This window comes from Microbacterium mangrovi, assembly GCF_000802305.1.
GTDB lineage: Bacteria > Actinomycetota > Actinomycetes > Actinomycetales > Microbacteriaceae > Microbacterium > Microbacterium mangrovi.
This window is the reverse complement of record NZ_JTDK01000007.1, coordinates 1-26,170: the sequence shown is the minus strand read 5'-3', so window position 1 is coordinate 26,170 and position 26,170 is coordinate 1. Positions and strand designations below refer to the sequence as shown.

Here is a 26,170-nt window from a genome sequence, read left to right as displayed (position 1 = left end):
TGATCGGGAACGAGAGCAGATGCACGGCCTGCAGCTCGTCTTCTCTGACGAGCCATAATGATCGGCATTTGTTAAGGGCAATTTTCGCCCGCGTTTCGATGCCTCGAAAAGGGGTGATCCGTCCCGTCGTCGCGCAGGACCGGACATTCCGTCCGGAACTGAGTTTCAGCTGGCGTGGAACTGAGTAGCTCTGATGAGAGCGGTCTCACGAATCGCGCGCCGATCGGGTTTTCCGCTGGTCAGCTGCGGCAGCCGGTCGACGACCACGAGCTCCCGCGGGCGTGCGGGAGCACCCGCCGCGGCGGCGACGGCGTCCCGCACCCGCTGCAGGTCGGCCGCCCCGCCGTCGGCGTCGGCGCGCGCGACGACCACGACGGATGCCTCGCCCCACCGGTCGTCGGGCACCCCGACGACCACCGCGCCGGCGAATCCGGGCACCTCCCGCACAGCCCGTTCGACGCGGTCCAGCGACACGTTGACACCGCCCGAGACGATCACGTTGTCGAGGCGCCCGGTGATCGCCAGCACGCCGTTCTCGAACGACCCGGCATCCCCGGTGCGGTACCAGCGGGTCCCGTCTGCGCCGGTCGGGAACACGTCGGCGGTGCGCCGGGCGTCGCCGAGATAGCCGTCGGCGAGCATCGGGCCGGTCAGCTGCACCTCGCCGTCCTCGATCCGCACGCCGACTCCGTCGAGCGGCACACCGTCGTACACGCAGCCGCCGCACGTCTCGGTCGATCCGTAGGTGCGGACGATGCGGATGCCGGCATCCGCCGCTCGCTCGCGCAGCGGCTTCGGCAGCGCCTGCCCCCCGACGAGGACCGCCGCATACGAGCCCAGGGCTGCGGTCGTCGCCGGGTCGGGGTCGTCGAGCAGGGTGCGCAGCTGCGCGGGGACGAACGATGTGTACCGGGGGGCGCCGGCGGGGAGCCGTGCGGTCGCGTCGCGGAACGCCTCCGGGGTGAAGTGCCCGGTGAGCGGCACCGGGTCGAAGCCCGCCCGGAGCGATCGGAGCGCCACCTGGAGCCCGGCGATGTACCCCGACGGGAGGGCCAGCATCCAGGCCCCTTCCCCGATGCGTGCGGCGGTGGCGGTCGCACTGGCATCCAGAGCCGCGCGGCTCAGCACGACCGACTTCGGCACGCCGGTCGACCCGGAGGTCGTGACGACGACGCCCGTGCCGTCGGGCACGGAGTCTCCCCCGGTCGCCGGCCCGCCGCCGAGCGCCAGTGCCGGTCCCGTCCCGTCGAGCATCCGGCGAAGGGCGGCGATCACGGCGTCCGGATCGTCCGCCCCCAGAGCGACGAGGGATGCCGGCATCAGTAGTGCCAGGGGTACGGCGACCAGTCCGGGTCGCGCTTCTCCAGGAACGCGTCCCGGCCCTCGACGGCCTCGTCCGACCCGTACGCGAGCCGGGTGGCCTCGCCCGCGAACACCTGCTGGCCGACGAGTCCGTCATCGACCGCGTTGAACGCGAACTTCAGCATCCGGATCGCCGTCGGCGACTTCGTGAGGATCGTGCGGGCCATCGCGACCGCCTCCCGCTCCAGGTCGGCGTGCGGCACGACCCGGTTGACCGCCCCCATCTCGTACGCGCGCTGGGCCGAGTACTCCTCGGCGAGGAAGAACACCTCGCGCGCGAACTTCTGCCCGATCTGCCGTGCGAAATAGGCCGAGCCGTACCCGGCGTCGAAGCTGCCGACATCCGCATCGGTCTGCTTGAACCGGCCGTGCTCGGCGCTGGCGATCGTGAGGTCGCAGACGACGTGCAGCGAGTGGCCGCCGCCGGCCGCCCACCCCGGAACGACCGCGATCACGGGCTTGGGCATGAAGCGGATGAGCCGCTGCACCTCGAGGATGTGCAGGCGCCCGGCCCGGGCCGGGTCGGCGACGGACGCTTCGTCGTCGCTGTACTTGTAGCCGTCGCGACCGCGGATGCGCTGGTCGCCGCCGGAGCAGAACGCCCACCCGCCGTCCTTCGGGCTCGGCCCGTTGCCGGTGAGCAGCACCACGCCGATGCGCGGGTTCTGCCGGGCCTCGTCGAGCGCCCGGTACAGCTCGTCGACCGTCTTCGGCCGGAACGCGTTGCGCACCTCGGGCCGGTCGATCGCGATCCGGGCGATGCGTCCGTCGCGCGACACGTGCGCGGTCACGTCGGTGTACTGGTCCGCCCCGGGGGCCGGCATCCACTCATCTGCGTCGAACAGCTCGGAGACACTCACCCGGCCAGCCTAATCCGGCGCACACGGTGGGCGGAGGGCCATACGCCCGGACTTGTGACGTCACGAAGGGGCGGGCGGCATCCGGATTCCGTAATGTGGGACGGTGACTCCGAAGACCCGCTCCTTCGCCCTCGCCGCGACCGCCGTGCTCGCCCTCGCCCTGGCCGCGTGCTCCTCCACCGACACCCCCGCGGTGTCGCCGAGCACCCCGTCCGCCGCGGCATCCCCCACCGCCTGCACCGGCGTGACCGTCGTCGTCGACACCGGCGACCTCACCGTCCCGAACGACCCGTCCGCCACCAAGTGCGTCGACACCACCGCGACGATCCTCGGCAAGGATGCCGTCGCCAAGGCCGGCTTCACCACCGTCGGCACCACCAAGTACCCCGACCAGGTCGTGTGTCGCGTGAACGACATCCCGTCGGCGACCACCGACCTTCCCGGCGCGAACGGCGCCACCTACCACGAGGACTGCTCCGGCATGCCCCCGGCCACCGCCTACTGGTCGCTGTGGGTGAAGCCCGCGGGCGGCAAGTGGGACTACGCCCAGACAGGCCTGTCGGCCCTCCAGCTCAAGCCCGGCGACAGCGTCGAGCTGCTGTTCACCCTGAACAGCAAGCCGGCCTCGCCCACCCCCACGCCATGACCGGGGCGGGCCGGCGGATCACCTTCCGACCCGGCCCGCTGCGCGCGGCGGCGGGGCTGGCGGCGTTCTTCGTCGTCGCCCGCGTCGCCTACCGCGTCTTGTTCAACGGCGCGACGGGCACCGGCATCGTGCTGCTGCCGCTCCCGGCGATCCCGCTTCCGGCACCGTTCACGTGGGTGGTGCTGCTCGGTCCCGTGACCGTGGACGGGTTGTGGGATGCCGCCTGGTCGGCGGTTCCGGTGGCATCCGTCATCCTGCTGTTCGGGCTCGTCAACTCGCTCGTCGACGTCTCGCGCGGGTTCGCCCGGCTCGCCCGGCGCGGACCGCTGCACGGCATCGCGCGCGCCCTCGCCGTGGCCTGGTCCACTCTGCCCGCGCTCGGACAGGCCGTGCGCACCGTGCACACCGCGCAGCGTCTGCGCGGCGAGAAGCCCGGGCCGCGGCTGCTCGTGCCGGTGCTCGAACGCACCCTCGAGCGGGCCTCCGCCGTCGCGAACGGCCTCGAGCTGCGCGGCTTCGGCGGCTCCCCGCGCGACGGCGCCTGCGAACGGCCGGTGGCGGTGACCGACGCGGCGTTCGGATTCGGCGACCGGACCGTGGTCCGGGTGGCCGACCTGACGCTCCCGGCCGGCTCGCTGACGGTGCTCACCGGCCCCACCGGATCGGGCAAGTCGACCCTGTTGAGAGCCCTCGCGGGGCTCCTCGACCACGTCGACGGCGGCTGGTCGCACGGATCGGTCGAGGTCGTCGGGCACGATCGGCGCCGGATGCCGCCGCGCGACGCGTCCCGCCTGATCGGCGTGGTGCTGCAGAACCCGCGCGAGGGGTTCTGCAGCGAACTCGTCGGCGATGAGATCGGCCTCGCCCTGCAGCTGCGTGGGGTCGCGCCGGCGATCGTCGCCGCCCGTGTCGGCGAGGTCGCAGCGCGGATGGGGCTGACCCCGCTGCTGTCGCGGTCGGTGCACTCCCTGTCGGCCGGTGAGGCGACGCTCGTCGCGATCGCGGCCGCCGTCGTGGAGCACCCCATCCTGCTGCTGGTCGACGAGCCCCTCGCCGACCTCGACGCCGCGGCCCGCGTGCGCGTGGTCGCCGTGCTCGAGTCCCTCGCGCACGCGGCCGGGGTGTGCGTCGTCGTGGCCGAGCACCGGGCCGCACCGCTCGCCGATGCCGCGGACGCATGGTGGCGGATCGACGCCGGAGCGCTGGCCTCGGCCCACGCCCCGGCCCGCACGCCGGATCCGTTCCGGGGTGAGCGGGGCGAGACGCGCCTCCGGGCCCCGGAGGGGTCCGTCCCGGCGCTCGCGGCATCCCGCATCCGCGTCGTGCACGGCGCGGTCATCGCCGTGCACGACGCCTCGATCGAGCTCGCGCCCGGTGAGATCGTGGCCCTCGTCGGACCCAACGGAGCCGGCAAGTCGTCGCTGCTCACCGCGATCGCGCTCCCCGCGCGCGGAGCGGAGATCACCGGGCGGGCGGTGCTGGTGCCCGACGCCTCGGACGATCTGTTCACGCAGGACACGGTCGCGGCGGAGTGCGCCCGCGCCGACCGCCTCTCCCGCCGGGCGGGAACCCCCGGCGCCGTCCCGGCCGCGGACCGCTTCGCCACGATCCTCGGCCTCGATGCCGGAGGCCGCGCCGACCGGATGCCCCGGCATCCCCGCGACCTGTCGCTGGGCGAGCGCCGCTGCCTGGCGATCGCGCTGCAGCTGACCCGCTCCCCCGACGCGCTGATGATCGACGAGCCCACCCGCGGACTGGATGCCGCCGCCCGCGGAGAGGTCGCGGTGGCGCTGTGTCAGGCGGCGGATGCCGGGACCGCCGTGCTGCTGGCCACCCACGACGTCGACTTCGCCGCCGCGCTCGGCGCCCGGATCCTGCCGATGTGCGACGGCGTCGTGCCGGCGCCTCCGCGGCGGGTCGTCGAGCAGGCGGCCGGGGCCGGCTCGACGTACCGAACGCAGGACGAACCCGCCCCGTCGCCGGTCCCGGCCGCCATGGCCCCCCGGAATCCGCGGGTCGCCGCGCCTCGCCGCCGAAACGGTCCTGCGTTCGGCACGCCGTCGCCGGCACGGCCCTGGCTGCTCACGGCCGCCCTGGTCGCCGCCAACCTGGTCGCCCTCGCCGCCTTCACCTGGCCGCTCGGCGCGGCCGCCCTCCCGGCCCAGGCGAACGCCGCCGCGCCGTGGGCGGCCCTGGCGCTCGCGCCCGTCGCGGTCGTGGTCGCCGTCGCCGCCCTTGACGGCGCCGTGCGTTCCGCGCACACGCTCGCGTACCTGGGGGTGCTCGCCGCGATCGGCACCGCGGTGCGCATCGCCAGTGCGGGAGTCGGCGGCGTCGAGGCGGTGTTCATCCTGCTCGTGCTCGCGGGCCGGGCGTTCGGCGCACGATTCGGGATGCTGCTGGGCGTCGCCACGATCGCGCTGTCGTCGACGATGTTCGGCGGGCTCGGACCGTGGACCCCGTTCCAGATGTTCGCGTGCGCGTGGGTCGGTGCGGGCGCGGGCCTCCTTCCCCGGAAGGTTCGCGGCTGGGCTGAGATCGGGATGCTCTGTGTCTACGGAGCGCTGGCATCCTATGCGTTCGGCCTCATCATGAACCTCTGGTTCTGGCCGTTCGCGATCGGCTCCGGATCCGGCATCTCGTATGTCCCCGGGGCGCCGTTCGGCCAGAACGCGGCGAGCTTCCTGCTGTACTCGCTGGTGACCTCGACGCTGACCTGGGACACCCTGCGCGCCGTCACCACGATCGTCGGGGTCGTCGTGATCGGCCGCCCCGTGCTGGCCGCCCTTCGCCGCGCGAAGCCGGTCGCCGCGGGTCGCCCGGCGTCGTCCGCCGCACCGGCATCCGGAATCGCGTCGTCCAATCCCGTTCCGCTGTCCTAGATCGCACGCGAGACCGCCGAACAGGACAGTCGAGCGTCACACGAAGCCGCTCGACGGGACGCCGCGGGTCGCCTGGCGGCAGCCCACCGGTGGCGGCGCCGGCGCGCTTCGTCTCGGTCGGCCTTCGGCCGTCCTCGCTCAGCGACCGCCCCTCGACCCCCCCCACCGGTCGCCCCGCGAGGAGCGCAGCGACGAGACGAAACGCCTCGACCCGCGCCATTTCAGTCGCGGCGGCGCATCTTCGCCAGGTAGCGCCCGCGCTGGGAGTCGGGGAATCGCTCCAGCAGCGCGCGCAGCTCGGCGGCATCCACATCTCCGCCGAAGATCTCGGTGCCGGGCTCGAAGCGGATCCCGTCGGCGAGTGCACCGGCCACGACCGGATCGAAGCCGAGCGCATCGACGAAGCCGCTCACCTGTGCGACCGCGTCGGCGTCGTCGCCGGCGACCGCCAGCGCCTTGCGGCCGGATGCCCCGCGCGGCCGCGCCTCGGCCTCCAGGTCGGCCGCGCTCATGTGGCCGAGGGACTTCACGACGTGCGCCCCGGCCAGGTGGGCCTGGACGATCTCGCTGGTGGAGGTCGCCGGGTCGGACAGGTCGGGACGCAGCCCGTCCAGCTCCCACCAGTAGTTGGTGGCATCCAGCACCGTGCGCCCGGCGAGCTCGGCGACCGGCAGGGTCGGGTAGGCCGTGAGCGGCAGCGCCAGCACGACGAGCCCGGCCGTCGCCACCTCAGCGAGCGGCACCGCCGCCGCACCGGGAGCGTGCGCGGCAAGCACCGGCCGCAGCCGCGCCGGGTCGCCGGATGCCGCCACGAGCACCCGGTATCCGGCGGCGACGGCCAGGCGCGCCACGGCGAGGCCCAGCCGGCCCGCGCCGATGATGCCGACCGAACCGCTCACACCGAGAAGTACTTCGCCTCGGGATGGTGGAACACGAACGCGTCGGTGGACTGCTCGGGATGCAGCTGCAGCTCGTCGCTCAGCTCGACGCCCATGCGCTCCGGGCGGAGCAGCTCGACGACCTTGCGGCGGTCCTCCATGTCGGGGCAGGCCGGGTAGCCGAGCGAGAACCGGGCACCGCGGTATTCGAGCTTGAACAGGCCCGCGGTGTCGGTCGGATCCTCGTCGCCGAAGCCGAGCTCGGACCGGATGCGGGCGTGCCAGAACTCGGCGAGCGCCTCGGTCAGCTGCATGACCAGTCCGTTGAGCTCGTAGTAGTCCCGGTACTTGTCTTCGGCGAAGAGCTTCGCGGTGACCTTGTCGATCGCGGCACCCGCCGTGACCAGCTGCACCGGCAGCACGTCGATCTGCCCGGATTCGCGCGACCGCACGAAGTCGGCGAGGTCCAGGTGCCGGTCGCGCCGCTGGCGGGGGAACGTGAAGCGGAGCCGCTCGGAGCCCACGGGTCCTCCGGAACCGCCGTCCGGAGCGAGCAGGCCGATCGCACCCAGCACCCCGGTCGGGTCGTCGCCGTGGTGCAGCACGACGACGTCGTCGCCCTCGGACACCACCGGGAAGTAGCCGTACGCGACGGAGGCGTCCAGCATCCCCTCTGCGAGGATGCGGTCCAGCCAGTACCGCAGCCGCGGGCGGCCCTCGGTCTCGACGAGCTGCTCGTACGACAGCCCGTCTTCGCCGCGGCCGGGCTTCAGGCCCCACTGGCCCATGAACGTCGCCCGCTCGTCGAGGTAGGCGGCGTAGTCCGCCAGCGCGATGCCGCGCACGATGCGGGTTCCCCAGAACGGGGGTGCGGGCAGCGGATTGTCGGTCGCGACGTCGGATCGGGCCGGCATCTCCTCGGGCTCGGTGAGGGTCAGCTGCGTTCCGCGCCGGTGGATGCGCTTCTTCAGCGGCGGCAGGCCCACCGCGTCGGGGTCCTCACCGCGCGCGATGCGCACGAGGGGCTCCATGAGCGCGAGGCCCTCGAAGGCGTCCTTCGCGTACCGCACCTCGCCGTCGAACATGCCGGCCAGGTCGTCTTCGACGTACGCGCGGGTGAGCGCCGCGCCCCCGAGGATCACCGGCCACTTCTTCGCGAGTCCGCGCTGCTGGAGCTCCTCCAGGTTCTCCTTCATCACGACCGTCGACTTCACGAGCAGTCCGGACATGCCGATGACGTCGGCGTTGTGCTCCTCCGCCGCCGCGATGATGTCGGCGATCGGCTGCTTGATGCCGAGGTTGATGACCTCGTAGCCGTTGTTGGTGAGGATGATGTCGACGAGGTTCTTGCCGATGTCGTGCACGTCGCCGCGCACGGTGCCGAGCACGATGCGGCCCTTGCCGGCGTCGTCGGACTTCTCCATGTACGGCTCCAGGAGCGCCACGGCGGTCTTCATGACCTCGGCCGACTGCAGCACGAACGGCAGCTGCATCTCGCCCGCGCCGAACCGCTCGCCGACCACCTTCATGCCCTCGAGCAGGTGGTCGTTGATGATGCCGAGCGCCGTCATCCCTTCGCTGCGGGCGAGTTCCAGATCGGCCTCGAGGCCCTTGCCCTCGCCGTCGATGATGCGGCGCTCCAGGCGCTCGCCCACCGGCAGGGCGGCAAGCTCTGCGGCGCGCTGGTCGCGCAGCGCCTTGGTGTCGACGCCGGCGAAGATCTCCAGCATCCGCTGCAGCGGATCGTAGGTGACGGTGCCGTCGGCGTCGTATTCGCGGCGGTCCCAGACGAGGTCGAGCGCGACCTGGCGCTGCTCGTCGGGAAGGGATGCCAGCGGCACGATCTTCGCGGCGTCGATGATGCCGGAGCTGAGCCCGGCCTCGACCGCCTCGTGCAGGAACACCGAGTTCAGCACCATGCGCGCGGCCGGGTTGAGGCCGAACGACACGTTCGAGACGCCCAGCGTGGTGTGGATGCCGGGGTACTTCTGTGTGATCCGCCGGATCGCCTCGATCGTCTCGATGCCGTCGCGGCGGGTCTCCTCCTGGCCGGTGGCGATGGGGAAGGTCAGGCAGTCGACGATGATGTCGGACACCCGCATCCCCCACGTGCCGGTGAGCTCGTCGATGAGGCGCGAGGCGATCGCGACCTTGCCGTCGGCGGTGCGCGCCTGGCCCTGCTCGTCGATGGTGAGCGCGACGACCGCGGTGCCGTGCTCCTTGACGAGGGGCATGATGCGACCGAAGCGCGACTGCGCGCCGTCGCCGTCCTCGTAGTTGACCGAGTTGACGACGGGGCGGCCGCCGATGAGTTCGAGGCCGGCCCGGATCACGTGCGGCTCGGTGGAGTCGATCACCAGCGGCAGGGTGGACTGCGACGCGAACCGCGACACGACCTCGCGGATGTCGGCGACGCCGTCGCGCCCGACGTAGTCGACGCACACGTCGAGGAGATGCGCGCCGACCCGGATCTGGTTGCGTGCGATCTCGACGCAGTCGTCCCAGCGCGACTCCAGCATCGCCTCGCGGAACGCCTTGGAGCCGTTGGCGTTGGTGCGCTCCCCGATCGCGAGGTACGAGGCATCCTGATCGAACGGCACGTGCTGGTAGAGGGATGCCACGCCCGGCTCGATCTCGATCGCCCGGTCGCCGCGCAGCGCCCGGTCGTTGAGCGAGCGAAGCGAGTCGAAACGCAGTGAACTCTCGAGGTCATCGCGTTTCGACTCGGTCGCGCTGCGCGCGTCCTCACTCAACGACCGGTGGGGGTGTCGCACGCCGACGGCGTCCAGCCGCTCCACGACGGCGGCGAGGTGCTCGGGCGTGGTGCCGCAGCAGCCGCCCACGAGGCCGAGGCCGAACTCGCGCACGAACTGCTCGTGCGCCGTCGCCAGTTCGGCGGGGGTCAGCGGGTAGCTCGCGCCGTTCGCCCCGAGCACCGGGAGTCCCGCGTTGGGCATGCAGGCGATCGGCACGGTGGAGTGCTTGGAGAGGTGGCGCAGGTGCTCGCTCATCTCGGTGGGGCCCGTGGCGCAGTTCAGCCCGATCGCGTCGACTCCGAGCGGCTCGAGCGCCGTCAGCGCCGCACCGATCTCCGAACCCATCAGCATGGTGCCGGTCGTCTCGACCGTGACCTCGACGAAGATCGGCAGCCGGATGCCGCGCTCGACGATCGCCTGGCGGCATCCGTTCACGGCCGCCTTCGTCTGCAGGAGGTCCTGGCTGGTCTCGACGAGGAACGCGTCCGCTCCCCCGTCGATGAGGCCCTGCGCCTGCAACGCGAACGTCTGCTTGAGGTTGTCGTAGGTGGTGTGCCCGAGGCTCGGGAGCTTGGTGCCCGGGCCCATCGAGCCGAGCACCCAGCGCATCCGGCCGTCGGCGGTCTCGGCCGCTTCGGCGCGCTCGCGGGCGATCCGGGCGCCCACTTCGGCGAGCTCGGCGATGCGGTCGTCGATGCCGTAGTCGGACAGGTTCGACCAGTTCGCCCCGAACGTGTTCGTCTCGACCGCGTCGATGCCCGTCGCGAAGTACGCGTCGTGGATGCCCGCGATGACGTCGGGCCGGGTGACGTTGAGGATCTCGTTGCAGCCCTCGAGCCCCTGGAAATCGGTCTCGATCGACAGGTCGTGCCGCTGCAGCATGGTGCCCATGGCGCCGTCGGCGATCACCACGCGCGTCTGCACGGCATCCTTCAGGGCCTGCGCACGGGCGGGGAGCGGCACGGCCTCGACGTCGAGGGCGAAACGGGGCTCGGTCATGGATCAGCCGTTCTTCGCGTCGCGCCAGGCCAGCCAGCGCGAGACGGTCTCGGGGGCGTAGTCGGGTCCGTCGACGCCGATCGTGAACAGGCGCGCACCCGCGGCGTACAGCGCGTCGGCGCGGTCGGCATCCTGCTCGTGGCGCGGCAGCTCGCTCGACACGATCAGCGACGACACGTCGTGACCGTCGGCATCCGCCCAGCGCTCGATGACGTCGAGCTTGTGGGTGACCTTGTCCGGGGCGACGAAGCTGTGCCAGATGTCGGCGTGCCGGGCGACGATGCGCAGCGTCTTCTGCTCGCCCTGCCCGCCGATGAGCACCGGGATGCGGCGCGTGGGTGCCGGGTTGAGCTTCGACCAGCGCGTTTCGATGCGCTCCAGGCCCGCGGCCAGGTCGTTCAGGCGCGACCCGGGCGTGCCGAACTCGTAGCCGTACTCGTCGTAGTCGCGCTCGAACCAGCCGGCGCCCGTGCCGAAGATGAACCGGCCCTCGCCCCCGCGCGCGCTGATGTGGTCGATGGTGCGGGCCATGTCGGCCTGCAGGTCGGCGTTCCGGTAGCTGTTGCAGTTCACGAGCGCCCCGAACTCGACGCGCTCGGTCTGCTCGGCCCAGGCGGCCAGCATCGTCCACGACTCGTAGTGCAGGCCGTCGGGGTCGCCGTGCAGCGGGTAGAAGTGATCCCAGTTGAACAGGATGTCGACACCGGCATCCTCATAGCGGCGCACCGCGTCGCGGATCTGCGGGTAGGTGGCGTGCTGGGGCTGGAGCTGCACGCCGAGGCGCACGGGAGTGTCGAGAAGGGGCATGCGTCAAGCCTACGGGCGTGCGGGATGCCGGTGCCCGCGCATGTCCTCCGGTATCACGCCACGCGCGAGCGGCGGGCCTTCAGGACGCTGTCGACGGCATCCCACGCGACGATCACGGCCGCGCCCGCCCAGATGAGCACCGTGAGCACGCGCTGCACGGTCGCGGCATCCTGCGCGCCGATGACGGCTTCGAAGAAGGCCGGGTTCAGCGGCGGCACCAAGGCCGGGTTGAACACCCAGCCTCCGGTGTACGCGAGGATGCCCCAGACGATCAGGGCGAGCACGGTGTTGAGCGTGGCGAGCATGCGCGTCCAGCGACCGCGCACCCACACCGCGACGGCGAGCGCGCAGCGCAGCGCCATCACCACGAACAGCGACAGCACGGCCCAGGGCCATAGCTGCGGGTTCAGGATCGAGACCGGATGCCCCGGGACGAACCCGATCGTGAGGTCCCACACGATCGCCCCGGCGGTGATCAGCAGGCACACGATGACGGCGATCGCGTCGCCGAGCGCGGCCCCGCTCTGCTTCGGCTCCGGCAGCCGATCGGGCGTCCAGGGTCCGGCGTCCATCGTCTCGTGACCGGTGCGCTCGAGGATGACGAACACCAGCGTGGTCCAGAACGACACCTGCAGGATCGCCTGCATCACGCCCAGCACCATCTGCCCGATGATCGTGCCCGGCGCCGCGCCGGCGAGCGCCTGGCCGAGCCCGATCCCGAAGGCGACGCAGACGGGCACGATCCACAGCAGCAGCTTCAGCAGCCGCCACCAGTCGAGGTAGTAGCGCGGGCCGATGAGATGCAGCACCCGGCCGGTATATCCGGCGGCGAGCTTGTCGGGGTCGCCGAGCTCGGTCAGGACCGCGATCTCGGCGGCATCCGGCGTCTCACCGGCGTCGATCCGCGCATCGATCTGGTCGGCGATCGAGCCGTGCAGCTCGACGCCGAGGTCGGCCCGCTGCTTCTCGGGCACGGTGCGCATCGCCGCGTCGACGTAGCGGTCGGTCAGGGTGGCTTTGTCGGTCATCTCAGCCCTCCTCGGGCAGCGCCGCGATCGCGTCGGCGATCGCGCGGAAGTCGGCGGTCATGGTGCGGGCGAGAGCCGCGCCGGTCTCACTGGTGCGGTAGAACTTGCGCGGGCGGGCCTCGTCGGTGTTCCACTCGCTGCGCAGATACCCCTGCTTCTCCAGCCGCCGGAGCAGCGGGTAGAGGGTGTTCGCATCGGTCGCGAATCCGCGGGCGGCGAGCTCTTCGAGCAGCCCGTAGCCGTAGCCCGGCGTGACGAGCAGGCGCAGGCACGCCAGCACCACGGTGCCGCGCCGCAGCTCCTGCAGGTGCGTGTCGAAGACCTCGTTCTCGCTCACCTCTCACACGATACTGTGTGTCACACACTATTGCAATGGACTACAGCGTCCGGGCTCGCGCACCACGTCGGCGCCCGCGCCCCCGATCCGAACACCCGCGCTGACACCGAAAGCCCGCGCGACGGAGCAAGATGGGGGGATGCCGCAGCCTCTCCCCCCGCTCGCCGACATCCTCTCCACCGCACGGGTCGTCGCCCTGCCCATGGCGACGCGGTTCCGCGGCGTCGACGTGCGCGAGGCGCTGCTGTTCGAGGGGCCCGAGGGCTGGGCCGAGTTCTCCCCGTTCCCCGAGTACGGCGACGTCGAGGCATCCGTCTGGCTCGCCGCCGCGATCGACTACGCGTGGCATCCGCAGCCGGCCGCCGTGCGCGACCGGATCCCGGTGAACGCGACGGTGCCGGCCGTCGCCGCGACGGAGGTCGCCGCGGTGCTCGCCCGCTTCGACGGATGCCGCACCGCGAAGGTCAAGGTCGCCGAGCGCGGTCAGAGTCTCACCGACGACGTCGCGCGGGTGCGGGCCGTGCGCGAGCTCCTCGGCCCGGCCGGACGCATCCGGGTGGATGCCAACGCCGGCTGGAACGTGGACGAGGCCGAGCATGCGATCCGGATGCTCGAGCCCTTCGACCTCGAGTACGTCGAGCAGCCCTGCGCGAGCGTGCCCGAACTGGCCGTGGTGCGGCTGCGCATCCGCAACCTCGACGTGCAGATCGCCGCCGACGAGAGCGTGCGCAAGGCGTCGGACCCGCTCGCCGTCGCCCGCGCGGAGGCCGCCGACATCCTGATCGTGAAGGCGCAGCCGCTCGGCGGAGTGCGCCGCGCGCTGGAGATCGTGGCCGACGCGGGCCTGCCGGCGGTCGTGTCCAGTGCCCTGGACACTTCGGTGGGGCTGGCGATGGGCACGGCGCTCGCGGCCGCCCTCCCCGACCTCGACTACGACTGCGGACTGGGCACGTCGTCGCTGTTCACCGCGGACGTCGCAGCCCCGGCGCTGGCCCCGAGCGGCGGTTCACTTCCGGTCGGCCGCGTCACGCCGGATGCCGCCCTGCTCGACGAGCTGGCCGCTCCCGCCGAGCGCGCGGCGTGGTGGCGCGATCGCGTCGCCCGCTGCCACGAGCTGCTCTGAGGGCCCCACCCCGGTCCCTGAGCGCCCTTCGTCTCGCTTCGCTCGCTCAGGAACCGCGCAGCGAGACGAAGGGCGCGTTCAGCAGAGGACGAGGTGCGCGACCTCGGCGAGGCGCGCGCCGGTGGTCGCCCGCAGCGCGTCGACGCCGGCCTGGGACTCGTCGGCGACGCCCTGCATCACGGCGTGCACGGCGGAGGTCTCCCACACGGTGAGCATCAGCTGCGCCGCCTGGTCGGCATCCATCTGCAGCTCGGCGCCCTTGAGCGCGGCGATGCCGGTGATCATCTGAGAGACGGTGCGACACAGTTCGGCATCCTGCACCAGCAGCGCCCGGGCGACGTCGGGGTCGCGCAGCGACCGCAGGCGGATCTCGCTCATGAGCAGCACGTCGGAGCGACCGAGGATGCCGACGTCGAGCACCTGCTCGAGCAGGCCGGCGATCTCGCCCTCGTCGAAGCCGTCGGTGCCGGCGGCGACGAGCTCCCCGATACGGGCTTGCACAGCGGTCACGCGGTCGGAGGCGACGCGGGCGGCCAGCTGCAGGAACAACTCGTCCTTGGTGTCGAAGTTCGAGTAGAACGCGCCGCGGGTGAAGCCCGCCCGGTCGCAGATCGCCTCGACGGATGCGGCATCCAGGCCGACCTCGGCGAACACCTCCATGGCGGCATCCATCAGCCGCTGGCGCGTGTTCTCACGGCTTCGCGTGGGCGCTTTCACGTCGGTCATCTCATCGCCTCCTCAGCTCGGGCCATTCTCACACCTGACGTTCAGATTCGGCGAGCGCCACGGTTCTACGATACACAATTGTATCGGATACACCGGCGTATCGAATTCCCGACCTTTTGCACACCGGAGGCACCGTGTCCACCCTGCTGTACTCCCTCGGACGCTGGTCCTATCGGCATCCGTGGCGCGTCCTCGTCTCCTGGATCCTGCTGCTCCTCCTCGCCGGCGGCGGGGTGGCGCTGTTCGCCAAGGGAACCGACAACAGCTTCTCCATCCCCGGCACCGAGTCGCAGGAGGGCATCGCGCAGCTGAACCGCACGTTCCCGCAGGCGGCGGGGACGAACGCCCAGTTCATCGTGGTCGCGGCGCCCGGCGACAGCGTCAGGGACGAGCCCTACACCTCCGACATCAAGAGCACGATCGACGGCATCGGCAAGCTCGACGGGGTGCTCGGCGTCACCGACCCGTACAGCAAGTACGTCACCGGCCTGATCTCGCACGACGACTCGGCCGCGATCGTGCAGATGCAGTTCAAGGGCCAGGTCACCGACGTCAAGAAGACCACCAAGGACGACCTCACCGCCGCGACCGAGGCACTGCAGAACCAGCTGCCGGCCGGATCGACGGTGTCACTGGGCGGAGACCTGTTCGCGCAGTCGCTGCCGACGATCTCGATCATCGAGGCGGTGGGTCTGCTCATCGCCCTGGTGGTGCTCGTCGTGACGTTCCGGTCGTTCGTGGTCGCCGGACTCCCCCTGGTGACCGCTCTGCTCGGGGTGGGGCTGTCGATGGCCCTCATCTTCCTGGCGACCGCTTTCGCCACGATCTCCGCGACCACCCCGATGCTCGCGCTCATGCTCGGGCTCGCCGTCGGCATCGACTACGCCCTGTTCATCATCGCGAGACATCAGGACCAGGTGAGATCGGGCGTCGAGCCCGAGGAATCCGCGGCCCGGGCGACCGGCACCGCCGGATCCGCCGTCATGTTCGCGGGCGTCACGGTGCTCATCGCGCTCATCGGACTCGCGTTCGCCGGCATCCCGTTCCTCACGACCATGGGCATCGCCGCGGCGGTCGCCGTCGCGATCGCGGTGCTCATCGCGGTCACCCTGACCCCGGCATTCCTCGGGTTCGTCAAGGGCCGTGTGCGCGGCTGGGGCGGCCGCCGCCGCAAGACGGTCGTCGAGCGTGCGACGAAGGAGCGAGACGAAACGCCCGGGGAGGGATCCCAGACCGAGGACGCGCCCACCCGTGCCGCCGGGAAGCCGGCACGACGCGGGTTCGCCGCGCGCTGGGTCGGACTCACGACGAAGCATCCCGTCGTCACGACGCTGTCGGTCGTGATCACGCTCGGCGTCCTCGCGATTCCGGCCGCGAGCCTCGCCCTGGCGCTGCCGAACGCCGGCATGCTGCCCAAGGAGAACGAGGCGCGTCAGACCTACGACCTGATCAGCGAGCACTTCGGTCCGGGCTTCAACGGTCCGCTCATCATGACCGGGACCATCGTCACCTCCAACGATCCCCTGACGCTGATGAAGGACCTCAAGTCCGAGATCGAGAAGATGCCGGGCGTCGCGAAGGTGCCGCTGGCGACGCCGAACAAGACCGCCGACACCGGACTCATCCAGATCATCCCGACCACGGCCCCTGACGATCCGAAGACCGCCGACCTGGTGCGGGAGCTCCGCGCGAAGCACGATCACTTCCAGAGCACTTACGACGTCGACCTCAAGGTGACCGGCTTCACCGCGGTCGCGATCGACATCTCCGACCGGCTCGGCGCGGCGCTGCTGCCGTTCGGCGTGTTCGTGGTCGGTCTGTCCCTCGTGCTGCTGGCGATCGTGTTCCGGTCGATCTGGGTGCCGCTGAAGGCCGCCGCCGGATACCTGCTGTCGGTGCTGGCCGCGTTCGGCATCGTGTCGGCGGTGTTCATCTGGGGCTGGGGAGCCGACTTCCTCGGGGTCGCCAAGGTGGGCCCGATCATCAGCTTCATGCCGATCATCCTGATGGGCGTCCTGTTCGGGCTCGCCATGGACTACGAGGTGTTCCTGGTGTCCCGCATGCGGGAGGACTTCGTCCACGCCCGCCGGGCCGCCGGGGGCGTCGCCGACCGCACGCTCGCGGTGGATGCCGTCCGCAGCGGCTACCGGTCCTCCGCCCGCGTGGTGACCGCCGCCGCGGTGATCATGTTCGGGGTGTTCGCCTCGTTCGTGCCCGAAGGCGACGCCAACCTGAAACCGATCGCCCTGGGGCTTGCCGCGGGCATCGCGATCGACGCGTTCCTCGTGCGTATGACACTGGTGCCGGCCGTGATGACCCTGCTCGGCACGAGTGCGTGGTGGATGCCGAAGCGCCTCGCGCGCATCCTCCCCCACTTCGACATCGAGGGCGAGGCGGTGGAGCGCGAGCTCGCGCACGCCGACTGGCCGGAGCCGGACACGACCGCGATGGTCGCCGCCGACGCGCTCGAACTCGTCGACCACGACGAGGTCTGCCTCTACCGCGACGTGACGGTGCGGGTGGATCCGGGCGAGGCCCTGGTACTGACCGGCACCGACGCCCGCGCGGCCCGCGCCCTGGCGCTCACCCTCGCCGGTCGCGTCGCCCCGACCGGCGGGATCGTCAAGGTCGAGGGACACCTGCTGCCCGAACGCGGCCCGTGGGTGCGGCGCCGGGTCGCCCTGGCGCTGCTGAACGAGTCGACCGACCCGGTGGCCGACCTGCGTCGCGCCGTGCGCGGTCGTGCGGAGCTGCTCGTCGTCGACGGGCTCGACGTGCTGGCCACGTCGGCACGGCGCGACCAGGCCGCCGCGGTCCTGCGGGATGCCGGACGCCCCCTGACCGTCGTCGGCACGGCGACCGACGTCGCCGCCGCCCATTCCGTGCTCGCCGAGGCCGGGCATCCCGACTCTTCCGTTCTCGAGGTGAGCGCCGCCGCGCCGGTGCGCACCTCCGACACCGCCGAGGTGAACGCATGACCCTGCCCATCGAACGCGCCCGCACCCGCCGCCCGGTCACGTGGCTGACGGTGCTCGGGGTGCTGCTGCTGCCCGCCGTCATCGGCGGCCTGCTCGTCGCCGCGCTGTACAACCCGAACCAGCGCCTCAGCACGATGAACGCCGCCATCGTCAACAACGACAAGGCGGTGACCCTCAACGGGCAGATGGTGCCCCTCGGTCGCCAGCTGACCGCCGGCCTCGTGCAGGGCGGCAGCTCGACCAAGAAGGCCGACAACAACCTCACCTGGACGATCTCGAACGCGAAGGATGCCGCGTCCGGCCTGAAGGACGGCACCTACCAGGCCGTCGTCACGATCCCGAAGAACTTCTCCGCGGCGGCGACCTCGAGCGGGCAGACCCTCTCGGGCAAGACCGCCTCTCCGGAGCAGGCGACGATCCAGGTCGAATCAGCGCCGAACGCGCTCGTCGCCGACGGCCTGGTGACCTCGGCGGTCACGCAGGCGGCATCCACCGTGATGGGGCAGTCGCTGTCGAGCACGACTCTCGAGAACGTCTTCATCGGATACTCGACCCTGGGTTCGAAACTCGGGGATGCCGCCACCGGCGCGACCTCCCTCGCGAGCGGCGCGCAGAGCGCCGCGGACGGGGCCGCGAAGCTCCCGGCCGGGGCGACGCAGCTGCAGAACGGCGCCGTCGGGCTGTCGACGGGTGCCGCGTCGCTCGCGGACGGACTCGGTTCGGCCGCGGGTGGGGCGCGCAAGCTGCAGTCCGGTGAGGATCAGCTGGCGAGCGGGCTGAGCTCTGCGGCGGGTGGAGCGCGCCGGCTGCAGGGCGGGGCGGAGAAGCTCGCGAAGGGTGCGAACGACCTGGCCGACGGTGCCAGCAAGGGATCCACGGACCTGCAGAAGGCAGGCGGCCTGCTGCCCGCCGACTCAAAGCTCAGGGTCGGTGCGGCTGACACGGCCACAGCAGCAGCCAGCCTCGACACCGGGATCGCAGGGCTCGCCAAGGCGTGTTCGAGCAGCGGCGCGTCCGCCGACTTCTGCGGGAAGCTGGCCGGCATGTCTCAGCTGGCGACGGGCGTGAGCGGGGGCACTGCGGGCGTGAGCCAGGGTCTCGAGGACTTCAACACGATCGCCACGGACCAGATCGCAGGCTCGTACGAGCAGATCGCCACCGGCGCGACGCAGCTCAGCGGCGGCAACGCACAGCTGGCCGGTGGCATCGGGCAGCTGGCATCCGGTCTTGATCAGTCGGCCGCCGGTGCGACGAAGCTGTCAGGCGGCATCGGGCAGCTGGCATCCGGCATCGACCAGTCGTCGTCCGGGGCCCGGCAGCTCTCGAACGGGGCGGCGCAGCTCGCCACGGGTCTGGCCGCCTACGGCGCCGGCACCCAGTCGCTCGCCGACGGCGTGCAGAAGCTCGCGACCGGCACCGACAAGCTCGCGGGCGGCCTGCACCAGGCATCCGGCGCGATCCCGTCGATGAGCAAGTCGAAGTCCACCGACGTCGCGAACGTGCTCGCCGACCCCGTCGCCGCGAAGGGCGTCTCGTCGACGCTGTTCGGGGCGTCGGCGATTCCGCTGCTGTCCACGATCGCGCTGTGGTTCGGGGCGCTGGCCTCGTTCGTCGCGCTGCAGGCGGTGTCGCGCCGCGTGCTCGCCTCGCGCCGCTCGTCGGGCGCGCTGGCGCTGCGTTCGCTGCTGCCGGCCGCCGCGATCGGCGCCGCGCAGGGACTGCTCGTCGCCGGCATCGTCGAGGCCGTCGCGAAGTACGACGCCGCCACGTGGTGGCCGTACGCCGGGATCTGCGTGGTCGCCGGGGTGGTGTTCGCCGCGGTGAATCAGGCACTCGTGGCGGTGTTCGGCGGCTTCGGCCGCTGGGTCTCGGCCCTCATCGGCGTGCTGGCACTGGCGACCGGGATCATCTCGACCGTTCCGGGTGTGCTCGCCTCGGTGGCATCCTTCATGCCCACGGCGCCGGTCTACAACGCGCTGCTGGCAGTCCTCAACGGCACGAGCCTCGGTGCGGACATCGCCGGGATGCTCATCTGGGGCGCGATCGCGTTCGTCGCCACGGTGCTCGCCGTCGCCCGCCGCCGCACGACGTCGGCCAAGGCCCTGCGCGCGGCGCCCGTCCCGGCGTAACAGCGGCTCGGGTTCCTCGCCCCGCACATCGTCGCGATGTGCGGGGCGAACGCGTTGGCGGGTTACCGCGTTTCGTCTCGTCGCTCCGCTCCTCGCTCAACGACCGGGGAGGAGAGGGACGTCCGAGGTCACCGCGTTTCGTCTCGTCGCTCCGCTCCTCGCTCAACGACCGGGGAGGAGCGGGACGTCCGCGCTCAACGACCGGGCGGCGATTCCCGGTCGTTGAGCGAGCGAAGCGAGACGAAACGCATCGACCCCCGGGCACTCACCAACGCAGGAGCGCCGCACACCCGGCGGGGTGCGCGGCGCTCGAGGCAGACGACTCAGCTCGCGGTCGTCAGGCCGCTGTAGACGTGCAGGCCCTTGAAGAACAGGTTCACGATCGTGAAGTTGAACATGACGGCGCTGAAGCCGATGATGTTCAGCCAGGCCGAGCGGGTGCCGCGCCAGCCGCGCGTCGCCCGTGCGTGGATGTAGCCCGCGTAGACGACCCAGATGATGAACGTCCACACCTCTTTGGTGTCGAAGCCCCAGAACCGGCCCCACGCGTAATTGGCCCAGATCGACCCGGCGACCAGCGTGAAGCTCCAGAAGATGAAGCCGATGATCGCGAATCGGTACGACAGCGACTCGAGGCTTTCCGAGCTCGGCAGGTTGCGCAGGAACCCCCAGCCCACCTTGACGGGGGCGTCGTCAGGTCCGGCGAGCTGTGCGGCGACGATCTTGTGCTCGCGACGCTGCTGCATGAGCTGCATCACCGAGAGCCCGAACGCGAGCGCGAAGATCGCGGTCGCGAGGGATGCCACGAAGACATGGATGACGAGCCACGGCGACTTCAGCGGGTCCATCAGCGGGGAGATGGCCACGTAGAAGTTCATCGACGTGAGACCGAGGAGCAGCACGACGAGGCCGGTGATGAACGCGCCCAGGAACCGCAGGTCGTAGAAGAACAGCGACAGCAGGTAGACGCCGATCATCAGCATCGTGCCCGTCAGCGCGAACTCGTACATGTCGGCCCACGGCACACGGCCGGCGGCGACGCCGCGGGTGATGTCGGCGGCGACCTGGCAGAGGAAGCCCAGCCAGGTCAGTGCGGTGCCGATGCGGGCGAAGACCGGCCGCGTCCGATCCCTCGGGGCAGCCCGGAGCGCCGCCTCGGCGCGATCCTGCTCGCGGTGCAGCTCATCGGCCGACGGAACGGACCCGCCGCCGGCCGCGACGAGCTCGCGCTCGCGGGCCTTGGCCGCGTCCTTCTCGTCGAGGGACTTGGCCGAGCGGGTGGCGAGATCCCAGGTGTACGCGATGAACGCGAGCGCGTAGATCGCGATCGCCGTCCAGACGAGCCACACCGAAAGCTCTTCAAGCGAAAGCATGATCCTCAGTCTACGCTCGGGGCCTTGGCGGCCTGATCGGGAACGGATGCCGCTCCGGCGGCATCCAGGGCCTTGGCGTGCTTGGCCGCGAGGTCGTCGACCGCGGCCTTCAGCGTCGGATCCTCACCGCGGGCGAGGGCGGCGTACTCGATGCGCAGGCCGTCGCCTGCCGGCGTCGCCTTGACCCACATGCGCCGGCGCGGCACGAACAGCGCCAGCAGCAGTCCGGCGATCGCCAGGACCGCGAACGCGAGAGCCCACGGGCCTGCCGCATCGTGGTGGATCGACAGCGACACGAACCGCTTCACGGCCTGGCTCTGGTCCTTCGCGCCCGCCGGGGAGTCGTTCTCGAACGTGATCGTGCCGTAGCCCTTGGGCAGCTGCGTCGTCTGACCGGGGCTCAGCTCGATCGACTTCACGCCGGTCTTGCCGCCGGTGAGCTGCGTCATCCCGGTCGGGTCCAGCGCGTACACCGAGCGCGGGATGCCGTTGTTGATGCCGAGGTCGCCGCCGTAGACGTTGAGCGTCAGCACCGGGTTCAGCAGGTTCGGGTAGGCGGAGCTGAACGCCCCGGACCCGAGCTTGACCTGCGTCGGGTAGAAGAACCCGACGAAGCCGAGCTGCTCGGGCAGGCCGTCGGCGACCTTCACGACGCCGATCGAGGTCATGTTGTTGTCCTGCGGCAGGAACGGGACGGTGTCGTGGAACACGACCTCGCCCTTCGCGTTTCGCACCGTGATGGTCGGGGCGTATCCGTTGCCGAGCAGGTACACGTCGTCGCCGGCGATCTGCAGCGGGTGGTTGACCCGCACCGTGCCGGTCTGCGCCGACTGCCCCGGCAGCTGGGTCGTCAGGTGGGCGGCGAAGTCGCCGGCCTGACCGGCATCCTTCTGACCGAACGGCACGTACGTCACGTCGAACTTGTCGAGCTTCAGCGTGTACGGCGTGAGCGAGTCCGGGTCGACGAACCGGCCCGGGTTGAAGGACGAATAGTCGGTGCCCACCGAATTGACGAACGTCGTGCCCTGCACGATGACGCGCTGCCCCGTATAGGTGAAGCCGCCGCCCAGCCCGACTGCGACGAGCACGCCCACCAGGGCGGTGTGGAAGATCAGGTTGCCGGTCTCGCGCAGGTACCCGCGCTCCGCCGACACGGATGCCGAGCCCCGGCTGTCGTACCGCTCGATCCGGTAGCCGCCCTTGCGCAGCAGGGATGCCGCGAGGTCCACCGCGCGGGATGCCGCGTGTCCGGCATCCTCCCCCGGCTCCAGCTCGACGAGGCTCTCCCGGTGGTCCTCGAGCCGGGCGAGCCGCGCCGGCGTGCGCGGGGGCCGGGCCCGCAGCGCCGTGAAGTGGTGCTTCGTGCGCGGGATGATGCAGCCGATGAGGGAGACGAACAGGAGGATGTAGATCGCCGAGAACCAGGCCGACGAGTACACGTCGAACAGCTGCATCTTGTCGAGGATCGGCGCCAGCGTCGGGTTGGAGCTGAAGTACTGCGAGACGCCGTTCGGGTCGGCGCTGCGCTGCGGCACGATCGACCCGGGAACCGCGGCGATCGCAAGCAGCAGCAGCAGCACGAGGGCCGTGCGCATGCTGGTCAGCTGCCGCCAGCCCCAGCGCATCCACCCGACGAAGCCGAGCTTGGGCGAGGTGATCCCGTCGCCGGTGCCGTCGGCCGGTTCGCCCTTCCCGTCGATCGCGTCGGCGGGCCGGAGCGGGTCGACCGCCTCGGCGTCGCGATCGGCCACCGCGCCGTCAGATGGCCGTCGTGACACCGCTGATCACCCCCACGAGATCCGAGGTGATCTGGGTCCAGACGCCGGTGACCATGAGAACGCCGAGAATCACCAGCATCCCTCCGCCGATGAGATTGACCGCGCGGATGTGGCGACGCAGGAAGGTGACCGACCGCGTCGCCCAGCCGAAGCCGAGCGCGATGAGCAGGAACGGGATGCCGAGTCCCAGAGAATAGGCGAGCCCCAGGACGGCGCCGCGCCAGGCGGAGCCGGACTCCAGCGACATGTTGAGGATGACCGCGAGGGTCGGGCCGATGCACGGCGCCCAGCCGACGCCGAGTGCCAGGCCGAGCAGCGGGGCGCCGAACAGCCCGAGGTTGTTGCGCACCTGCGGACGGACGTTGCGCTGGGCGAAGCTGAACAGGCCGATGAACACCAGCCCGAGGAAGATGATCACCACGCCCATCACCCGGGTGATCAGCAGTTTCTGCTGGACGAAGAAGAGCCCGAGCGTGCCGCCGAAGATGTTGACGGCCATGAACACGACGGTGAACCCGGCGATGAACAGCAGCACGCCGAGCACGAGCCGGCTGCGCGTCGGAGCGGCCGTGCTCGCGCCGCGAGGGGATGCCGCACCGCCGAGGAACCCGAGGTACCCCGGAACGAGGGGCAGCACGCACGGCGACAGGAACGACACGACGCCCGCGAGGATCGCGATCGGCACCGCGAGCCACAGCGCGCCCCCGGCGACGACTCCGGTCACGACGTGCCGTCCAGGGCGTCCTTGATCAGCGTCGACAGGATGGAGGCATCCGGCAGCTCGCCGATGATGCGGGCCGCGGGACGGCCCTGCTTGTCGAGCACGACGGTCGACGGGGTCGAGCTCAGCGGCACGATGCCGGCGAACGCGGCGGTCGCCGTCTTCGTGTCGGCGTCGATGATGCTCGGGTAGGTGACCTTGTGCGCGACGGCGAAGGCATCCGCGGTCGCGGCCTGATCGTACGTGTTGACGCCGAGGAACTCGACGGGCTTCCCGGAGAACTCCTTGTAGGACTTCTCGAGCTGGGCGGCCTCCTGCCGGCATGGCGCGCAGTTCGCGTACCAGAAGTTCACAACCGTGACCTTGCCCCTGTAGTCGGCGGCGCTGACCTTCGTGCCGTCGGCGAGGGTGCCGCTGAAGTCGACCGCGGCGGGGCGATCGGCCGGGGTGTACTCCTTCACGGCGAAGTCGCCCGCGATGTAGCCCTTGTTGTCGCCCGAGCGGTACTGGTTCGCGAGCGAGTCGTTCGAGCACGCGGCGAGGCTCCCGGCGAGCGCGACCGCCGCGACGACGGATGCCGCCCGCATCAGGCTCCTGCGCGTCCGGCCGGTGAGCCCGGGCGCGAAGCGTTCGCGACGAAGTGTCATACCGCCCCCACATCGACGGTGCCCTCGGTGGATGCCGGCTCGGCGTAGCCGATCTCGACCCACTGGTCTCCGTGTCGTTCGAAACTCGTGACGCTGGACAGTGCGCACCGCCGCTGCGTCGGATTGTGCTTGGTCGGCTGCCCCGCGATCGCGAGGTGCGTGACCCAGATCGGAAGCTGGTGCGACACGATGACGGCGTCGCCCGCGTGCGTCTGCTCCCAGGCATCCGTCATCGCGGCATCCATGCGCGCGACGACCTGTGCGTACGGCTCTCCCCAGCTGGGGATCGCGGGCCGGGCGAGGTGGCGCCAGTTGAGCGGATTGGCGAGGGCGCGGCGCATGACCCTGCCCTCGAACACGTTCGTCGGCTCGATGACGCGCTCATCGATGAGCGGCTCGATGCCGAAGATGTCGGCGAACGGTGCGGCCGACTCCTGCGCGCGCTGCAGCGGCGAGCTGACCAGGTGCCGCACGGGCCTGTCGAAGGCGAGCACGTACTCGGCGGCCTGGCGGGCCATGCTCTGCCCGGCATCGCTCAGCCGATACCCCGGGAGCCGTCCGTAGAGCACGGCGTCGGGGTTGTGGACTTCCCCATGGCGCACGAGATGAAGGCGGTCGGCGGGCACGCGTCCAGTTTACGTGGACAGGTTCTGTGGGCCCGCTGACAGGGGGCTGAGCGCCACGCCGAGCGGCCGGGTCGGGCCGTCGGCTCCGGCCCTCCGGCTCAGCTCTTGCGGCCGATCAGGTGGAACACGCGGCTCATCGCACGGTACGGGTCGCGGCGGGCGGCCTCGTACTCGACCTCGGCCATGGCGCGAAGCGCGCCCCGGTCGGAGACGTCGACTCTCGTTCCGCCGAACTCGAGCCAGTCGGCGAACAGCCAGACGCCGTACCAGTCGACGGGCTGAACGCCGTAGGTGCGGAGCATCGCACCGAGCTCCTCGACCGTGTCCGCGCGGCCCCGCACGCCGAGGACGCCGATGCCCGCCGGTTCGTCGAACGCGGCGAGGGCGTCGTCCCAGCGCTGCTCGAGCGCCGGCCGGACGGCCTGCGTGCGGGCGTTCCCGGTCATGATCGACACGATTCCGCCCGGGTTCGCGCAGCGGCACAGCTGCGCCACGAGAGGTTCCGGATCGTCGAGATATCCGAGCACGCCGTGACAGAGCACCGCGTCGAAGGGACGGCCGCCGACGGATGCCGCGGCATCCCGCCCGTCCGACTCGACGAGGGTCACGCGGGCGGACGCATCCTCGGGGAGGGATGCCAGGTTCTCGCGGGCGCGGGCGAGCATCGCCGGAGACGAATCGAGCAGGGTCACGTCGTATCCGGCGGCGGCGAGCGGGAACGACTGCGTGCCCGCTCCTCCCCCGACATCGAGGATCCTCGCCGGTGCCGCGGGCAGGTGCTCGATCAGCTGGCGATGCATGACGGCGGTGCGCACGAATCCCTTGGCGGTGTCGTACGCGCCGAGGAACCGATCGGCGAGGGAGTCTTCGGCCCAGGTGTCTTCGCGGTTGTTTTCACCCATGCGGGCACGCTACGCCGCAGTGCCGGACGGACCGGCGTCCGCGCTTCGCGTATCGTAGATATCTCTCAATGTCGGAGGTGTGTGGGAGGGTTTCGGCATGGAGAATTTCGCAGCTATCGTCGGTCGGCAGCTTCGCGTGCTGGTCGGGATGCTGGGGCCGGTGCCGGTGACCGGGGCGGCCTCGGCCGTGACGGGCCTGCGGGACGACGACGTGGTCGCGGTGATCGCATCGACCTCCACGGCGATCCGTGAGCTGGAAGCGCTGCGGGTGGTCGCGACCGGGGTCGCCGCGCAGCGGTCCACGCGGGATGCCGGGCAAGGCGGGCTGGCACAGAAACGCGGGCACCGGTCCGCGGTCACGCTGATCCAGGACCTCACCGGCACCACCCGCACCCAGGCCGGCAAAGCCGCACGGCTCGGGCAGGCCCTCCTGGAGGCCGCGCCCGCCGACACGAGCCCGGAGACCGAGGAGGGCGGTCCGGGCGGTGGCAACGACACCGCATCCATTCCGCCGGCGCCGTGGCATGCGTGTCTGGGTGAGGCGTTCACGGCGGGGCGGATCACGGTCGATCAGCAAGCCGCGATCCGCCGCGGGCTCGGCGAACCACCCAC

General features: G+C 71.2%; 19 protein-coding genes and 1 pseudogene. 6 read left to right on the top strand and 14 right to left on the bottom strand.

Translation table 11 applies throughout. The annotated features are described in order from the left end of the window. Window positions 1–165 precede the first annotated feature (165 nt). Together LK09_RS09070 and LK09_RS09065 are read right to left on the bottom strand one after the other, a co-directional pair. Window positions 166–1,320: an AMP-binding protein gene (locus LK09_RS09070; RefSeq protein ID WP_039398508.1), complete on the bottom strand. Its 1,155-nt coding sequence runs from the start codon at window positions 1,318–1,320 to the stop codon at window positions 166–168. Next, window positions 1,320–2,222 carry a 1,4-dihydroxy-2-naphthoyl-CoA synthase gene (locus LK09_RS09065; RefSeq protein ID WP_039398506.1) on the bottom strand — a complete coding sequence of 301 codons (903 nt, stop codon included), beginning with the start codon at window positions 2,220–2,222 and terminating at the stop codon, window positions 1,320–1,322. The genes LK09_RS09070 and LK09_RS09065 overlap by 1 nt, the downstream gene beginning before the upstream one ends. 103 nt (window positions 2,223–2,325) lie before the next feature. On the opposite strand from LK09_RS09065, the gene LK09_RS09060 reads away from it, so the two are divergent. Continuing rightward, window positions 2,326–2,868 (top strand): hypothetical protein, encoded by a 543-nt coding sequence (locus LK09_RS09060; protein ID WP_039398504.1) that lies wholly within the window; start codon window positions 2,326–2,328, stop codon window positions 2,866–2,868. Then, window positions 2,865–5,750, top strand: a complete 2,886-nt coding sequence (locus LK09_RS09055) for an ATP-binding cassette domain-containing protein (RefSeq protein ID WP_231563002.1) — start codon at window positions 2,865–2,867, stop codon at window positions 5,748–5,750. The genes LK09_RS09060 and LK09_RS09055 overlap by 4 nt, the downstream gene beginning before the upstream one ends. A 221-nt stretch (window positions 5,751–5,971) precedes the next feature. Here LK09_RS09055 and LK09_RS09050 read toward each other — a convergent pair whose 3' ends face one another. From LK09_RS09050 to LK09_RS09030, 5 genes are read right to left on the bottom strand one after another with little or no spacing between them, the layout of a single operon-like run. After that, window positions 5,972–6,649: an NADPH-dependent F420 reductase gene (locus LK09_RS09050; RefSeq protein ID WP_039398502.1), complete on the bottom strand. Its 678-nt coding sequence runs from the start codon at window positions 6,647–6,649 to the stop codon at window positions 5,972–5,974. Beyond that, window positions 6,646–10,383: a methionine synthase gene (locus LK09_RS09045; protein WP_039398500.1), complete on the bottom strand. Its 3,738-nt coding sequence runs from the start codon at window positions 10,381–10,383 to the stop codon at window positions 6,646–6,648. The genes LK09_RS09050 and LK09_RS09045 overlap by 4 nt, the downstream gene beginning before the upstream one ends. A 3-nt stretch (window positions 10,384–10,386) precedes the next feature. After that, a complete protein-coding gene (locus LK09_RS09040) occupies window positions 10,387–11,190 on the bottom strand; it encodes an LLM class F420-dependent oxidoreductase (protein WP_039398498.1) in 804 nt (267 codons plus the stop codon). A 53-nt stretch (window positions 11,191–11,243) separates the two neighbouring features. Beyond that, the gene (locus LK09_RS09035) at window positions 11,244–12,218 is read right to left on the bottom strand and encodes a permease prefix domain 1-containing protein (RefSeq protein ID WP_039398497.1); all 975 of its coding nucleotides are present in this window, start codon (window positions 12,216–12,218) and stop codon (window positions 11,244–11,246) included. A 1-nt stretch (window position 12,219) separates the two neighbouring features. Continuing rightward, window positions 12,220–12,555: a PadR family transcriptional regulator gene (locus tag LK09_RS09030; RefSeq protein ID WP_039398494.1), complete on the bottom strand. Its 336-nt coding sequence runs from the start codon at window positions 12,553–12,555 to the stop codon at window positions 12,220–12,222. Window positions 12,556–12,694: 139 nt separating this feature from the next. Here LK09_RS09030 and LK09_RS09025 point away from each other — a divergent pair, with 139 nt between their 5' ends. Continuing rightward, a complete protein-coding gene (locus LK09_RS09025) occupies window positions 12,695–13,678 on the top strand; it encodes an o-succinylbenzoate synthase (RefSeq protein ID WP_039398492.1) in 984 nt (327 codons plus the stop codon). A 78-nt stretch (window positions 13,679–13,756) separates the two neighbouring features. On the opposite strand, the gene LK09_RS09020 is transcribed toward LK09_RS09025, so the two are convergent. After that, window positions 13,757–14,404, bottom strand: coding sequence for a TetR/AcrR family transcriptional regulator (locus tag LK09_RS09020; protein ID WP_039398490.1), 648 nt, complete (start codon window positions 14,402–14,404; stop codon window positions 13,757–13,759). Window positions 14,405–14,538: 134 nt separating this feature from the next. On the opposite strand from LK09_RS09020, the gene LK09_RS09015 reads away from it, so the two are divergent. Together LK09_RS09015 and LK09_RS09010 are read left to right on the top strand one after the other, a co-directional pair. Beyond that, window positions 14,539–17,382 (top strand): MMPL family transporter, encoded by a 2,844-nt coding sequence (locus LK09_RS09015; RefSeq protein ID WP_039398641.1) that lies wholly within the window; start codon window positions 14,539–14,541, stop codon window positions 17,380–17,382. Beyond that, a complete protein-coding gene (locus tag LK09_RS09010; RefSeq protein WP_039398488.1) occupies window positions 17,379–19,511 on the top strand; it encodes a YhgE/Pip domain-containing protein in 2,133 nt (710 codons plus the stop codon). The genes LK09_RS09015 and LK09_RS09010 overlap by 4 nt, the downstream gene beginning before the upstream one ends. Window positions 19,512–19,834: 323 nt before the next feature. Here LK09_RS09010 and ccsB read toward each other — a convergent pair whose 3' ends face one another. The 6 genes from ccsB to LK09_RS08980 form a co-directional block, all read right to left on the bottom strand. Further along, complete coding sequence (ccsB, locus tag LK09_RS09005) at window positions 19,835–20,884, bottom strand: c-type cytochrome biogenesis protein CcsB (RefSeq protein WP_039398486.1); 1,050 nt, start codon at window positions 20,882–20,884, stop codon at window positions 19,835–19,837. 5 nt (window positions 20,885–20,889) lie between these two features. Beyond that, entirely contained in the window at window positions 20,890–22,635 is a 1,746-nt protein-coding gene (resB, locus tag LK09_RS09000; protein WP_156138702.1) for a cytochrome c biogenesis protein ResB, read from the bottom strand. Between the two features lie 7 nt (window positions 22,636–22,642). Further along, window positions 22,643–23,386 carry a cytochrome c biogenesis CcdA family protein gene (locus LK09_RS08995; RefSeq protein ID WP_039398481.1) on the bottom strand — a complete coding sequence of 248 codons (744 nt, stop codon included), beginning with the start codon at window positions 23,384–23,386 and terminating at the stop codon, window positions 22,643–22,645. Further along, a complete protein-coding gene (locus tag LK09_RS08990) occupies window positions 23,383–24,030 on the bottom strand; it encodes a TlpA family protein disulfide reductase (protein ID WP_052226604.1) in 648 nt (215 codons plus the stop codon). Before LK09_RS08990 ends, LK09_RS08995 begins: the two co-directional genes overlap by 4 nt. Next, window positions 24,027–24,656, bottom strand: coding sequence for a histidine phosphatase family protein (locus tag LK09_RS08985; RefSeq protein WP_039398478.1), 630 nt, complete (start codon window positions 24,654–24,656; stop codon window positions 24,027–24,029). Before LK09_RS08985 ends, LK09_RS08990 begins: the two co-directional genes overlap by 4 nt. A 98-nt stretch (window positions 24,657–24,754) precedes the next feature. Further along, window positions 24,755–25,558 (bottom strand): class I SAM-dependent methyltransferase, encoded by an 804-nt coding sequence (locus LK09_RS08980; RefSeq protein WP_039398476.1) that lies wholly within the window; start codon window positions 25,556–25,558, stop codon window positions 24,755–24,757. A gap of 97 nt (window positions 25,559–25,655) precedes the next feature. Between LK09_RS08980 and LK09_RS08975 the strand changes: the two are divergent. Continuing rightward, window positions 25,656–26,170 (top strand): annotated as a pseudogene (locus tag LK09_RS08975) (HNH endonuclease signature motif containing protein); the annotation flags it as partial.

Bases quoted from the DNA above. Each gene is read 5' to 3' on its own strand.
- ccsB (WP_039398486.1), bottom strand. From the start codon at position 20,884: ATGCTTTCGCTTGAAGAGCTTTCGGTGTGGCTCGTCTGGACGGCGATC.
- LK09_RS09055 (WP_231563002.1), top strand. From the start codon at position 2,865: ATGACCGGGGCGGGCCGGCGGATCACCTTCCGACCCGGCCCGCTGCGC.
- LK09_RS09025 (WP_039398492.1), top strand. From the start codon at position 12,695: ATGCCGCAGCCTCTCCCCCCGCTCGCCGACATCCTCTCCACCGCACGG.
- LK09_RS09040 (WP_039398498.1), bottom strand. From the start codon at position 11,190: ATGCCCCTTCTCGACACTCCCGTGCGCCTCGGCGTGCAGCTCCAGCCC.
- LK09_RS09070 (WP_039398508.1), bottom strand. From the start codon at position 1,320: ATGCCGGCATCCCTCGTCGCTCTGGGGGCGGACGATCCGGACGCCGTG.
- LK09_RS09035 (WP_039398497.1), bottom strand. From the start codon at position 12,218: ATGACCGACAAAGCCACCCTGACCGACCGCTACGTCGACGCGGCGATG.
- LK09_RS08980 (WP_039398476.1), bottom strand. From the start codon at position 25,558: ATGGGTGAAAACAACCGCGAAGACACCTGGGCCGAAGACTCCCTCGCC.
- LK09_RS08990 (WP_052226604.1), bottom strand. From the start codon at position 24,030: ATGACACTTCGTCGCGAACGCTTCGCGCCCGGGCTCACCGGCCGGACG.
- LK09_RS09010 (WP_039398488.1), top strand. From the start codon at position 17,379: ATGACCCTGCCCATCGAACGCGCCCGCACCCGCCGCCCGGTCACGTGG.
- LK09_RS09045 (WP_039398500.1), bottom strand. From the start codon at position 10,383: ATGACCGAGCCCCGTTTCGCCCTCGACGTCGAGGCCGTGCCGCTCCCC.
- LK09_RS09020 (WP_039398490.1), bottom strand. From the start codon at position 14,404: ATGACCGACGTGAAAGCGCCCACGCGAAGCCGTGAGAACACGCGCCAG.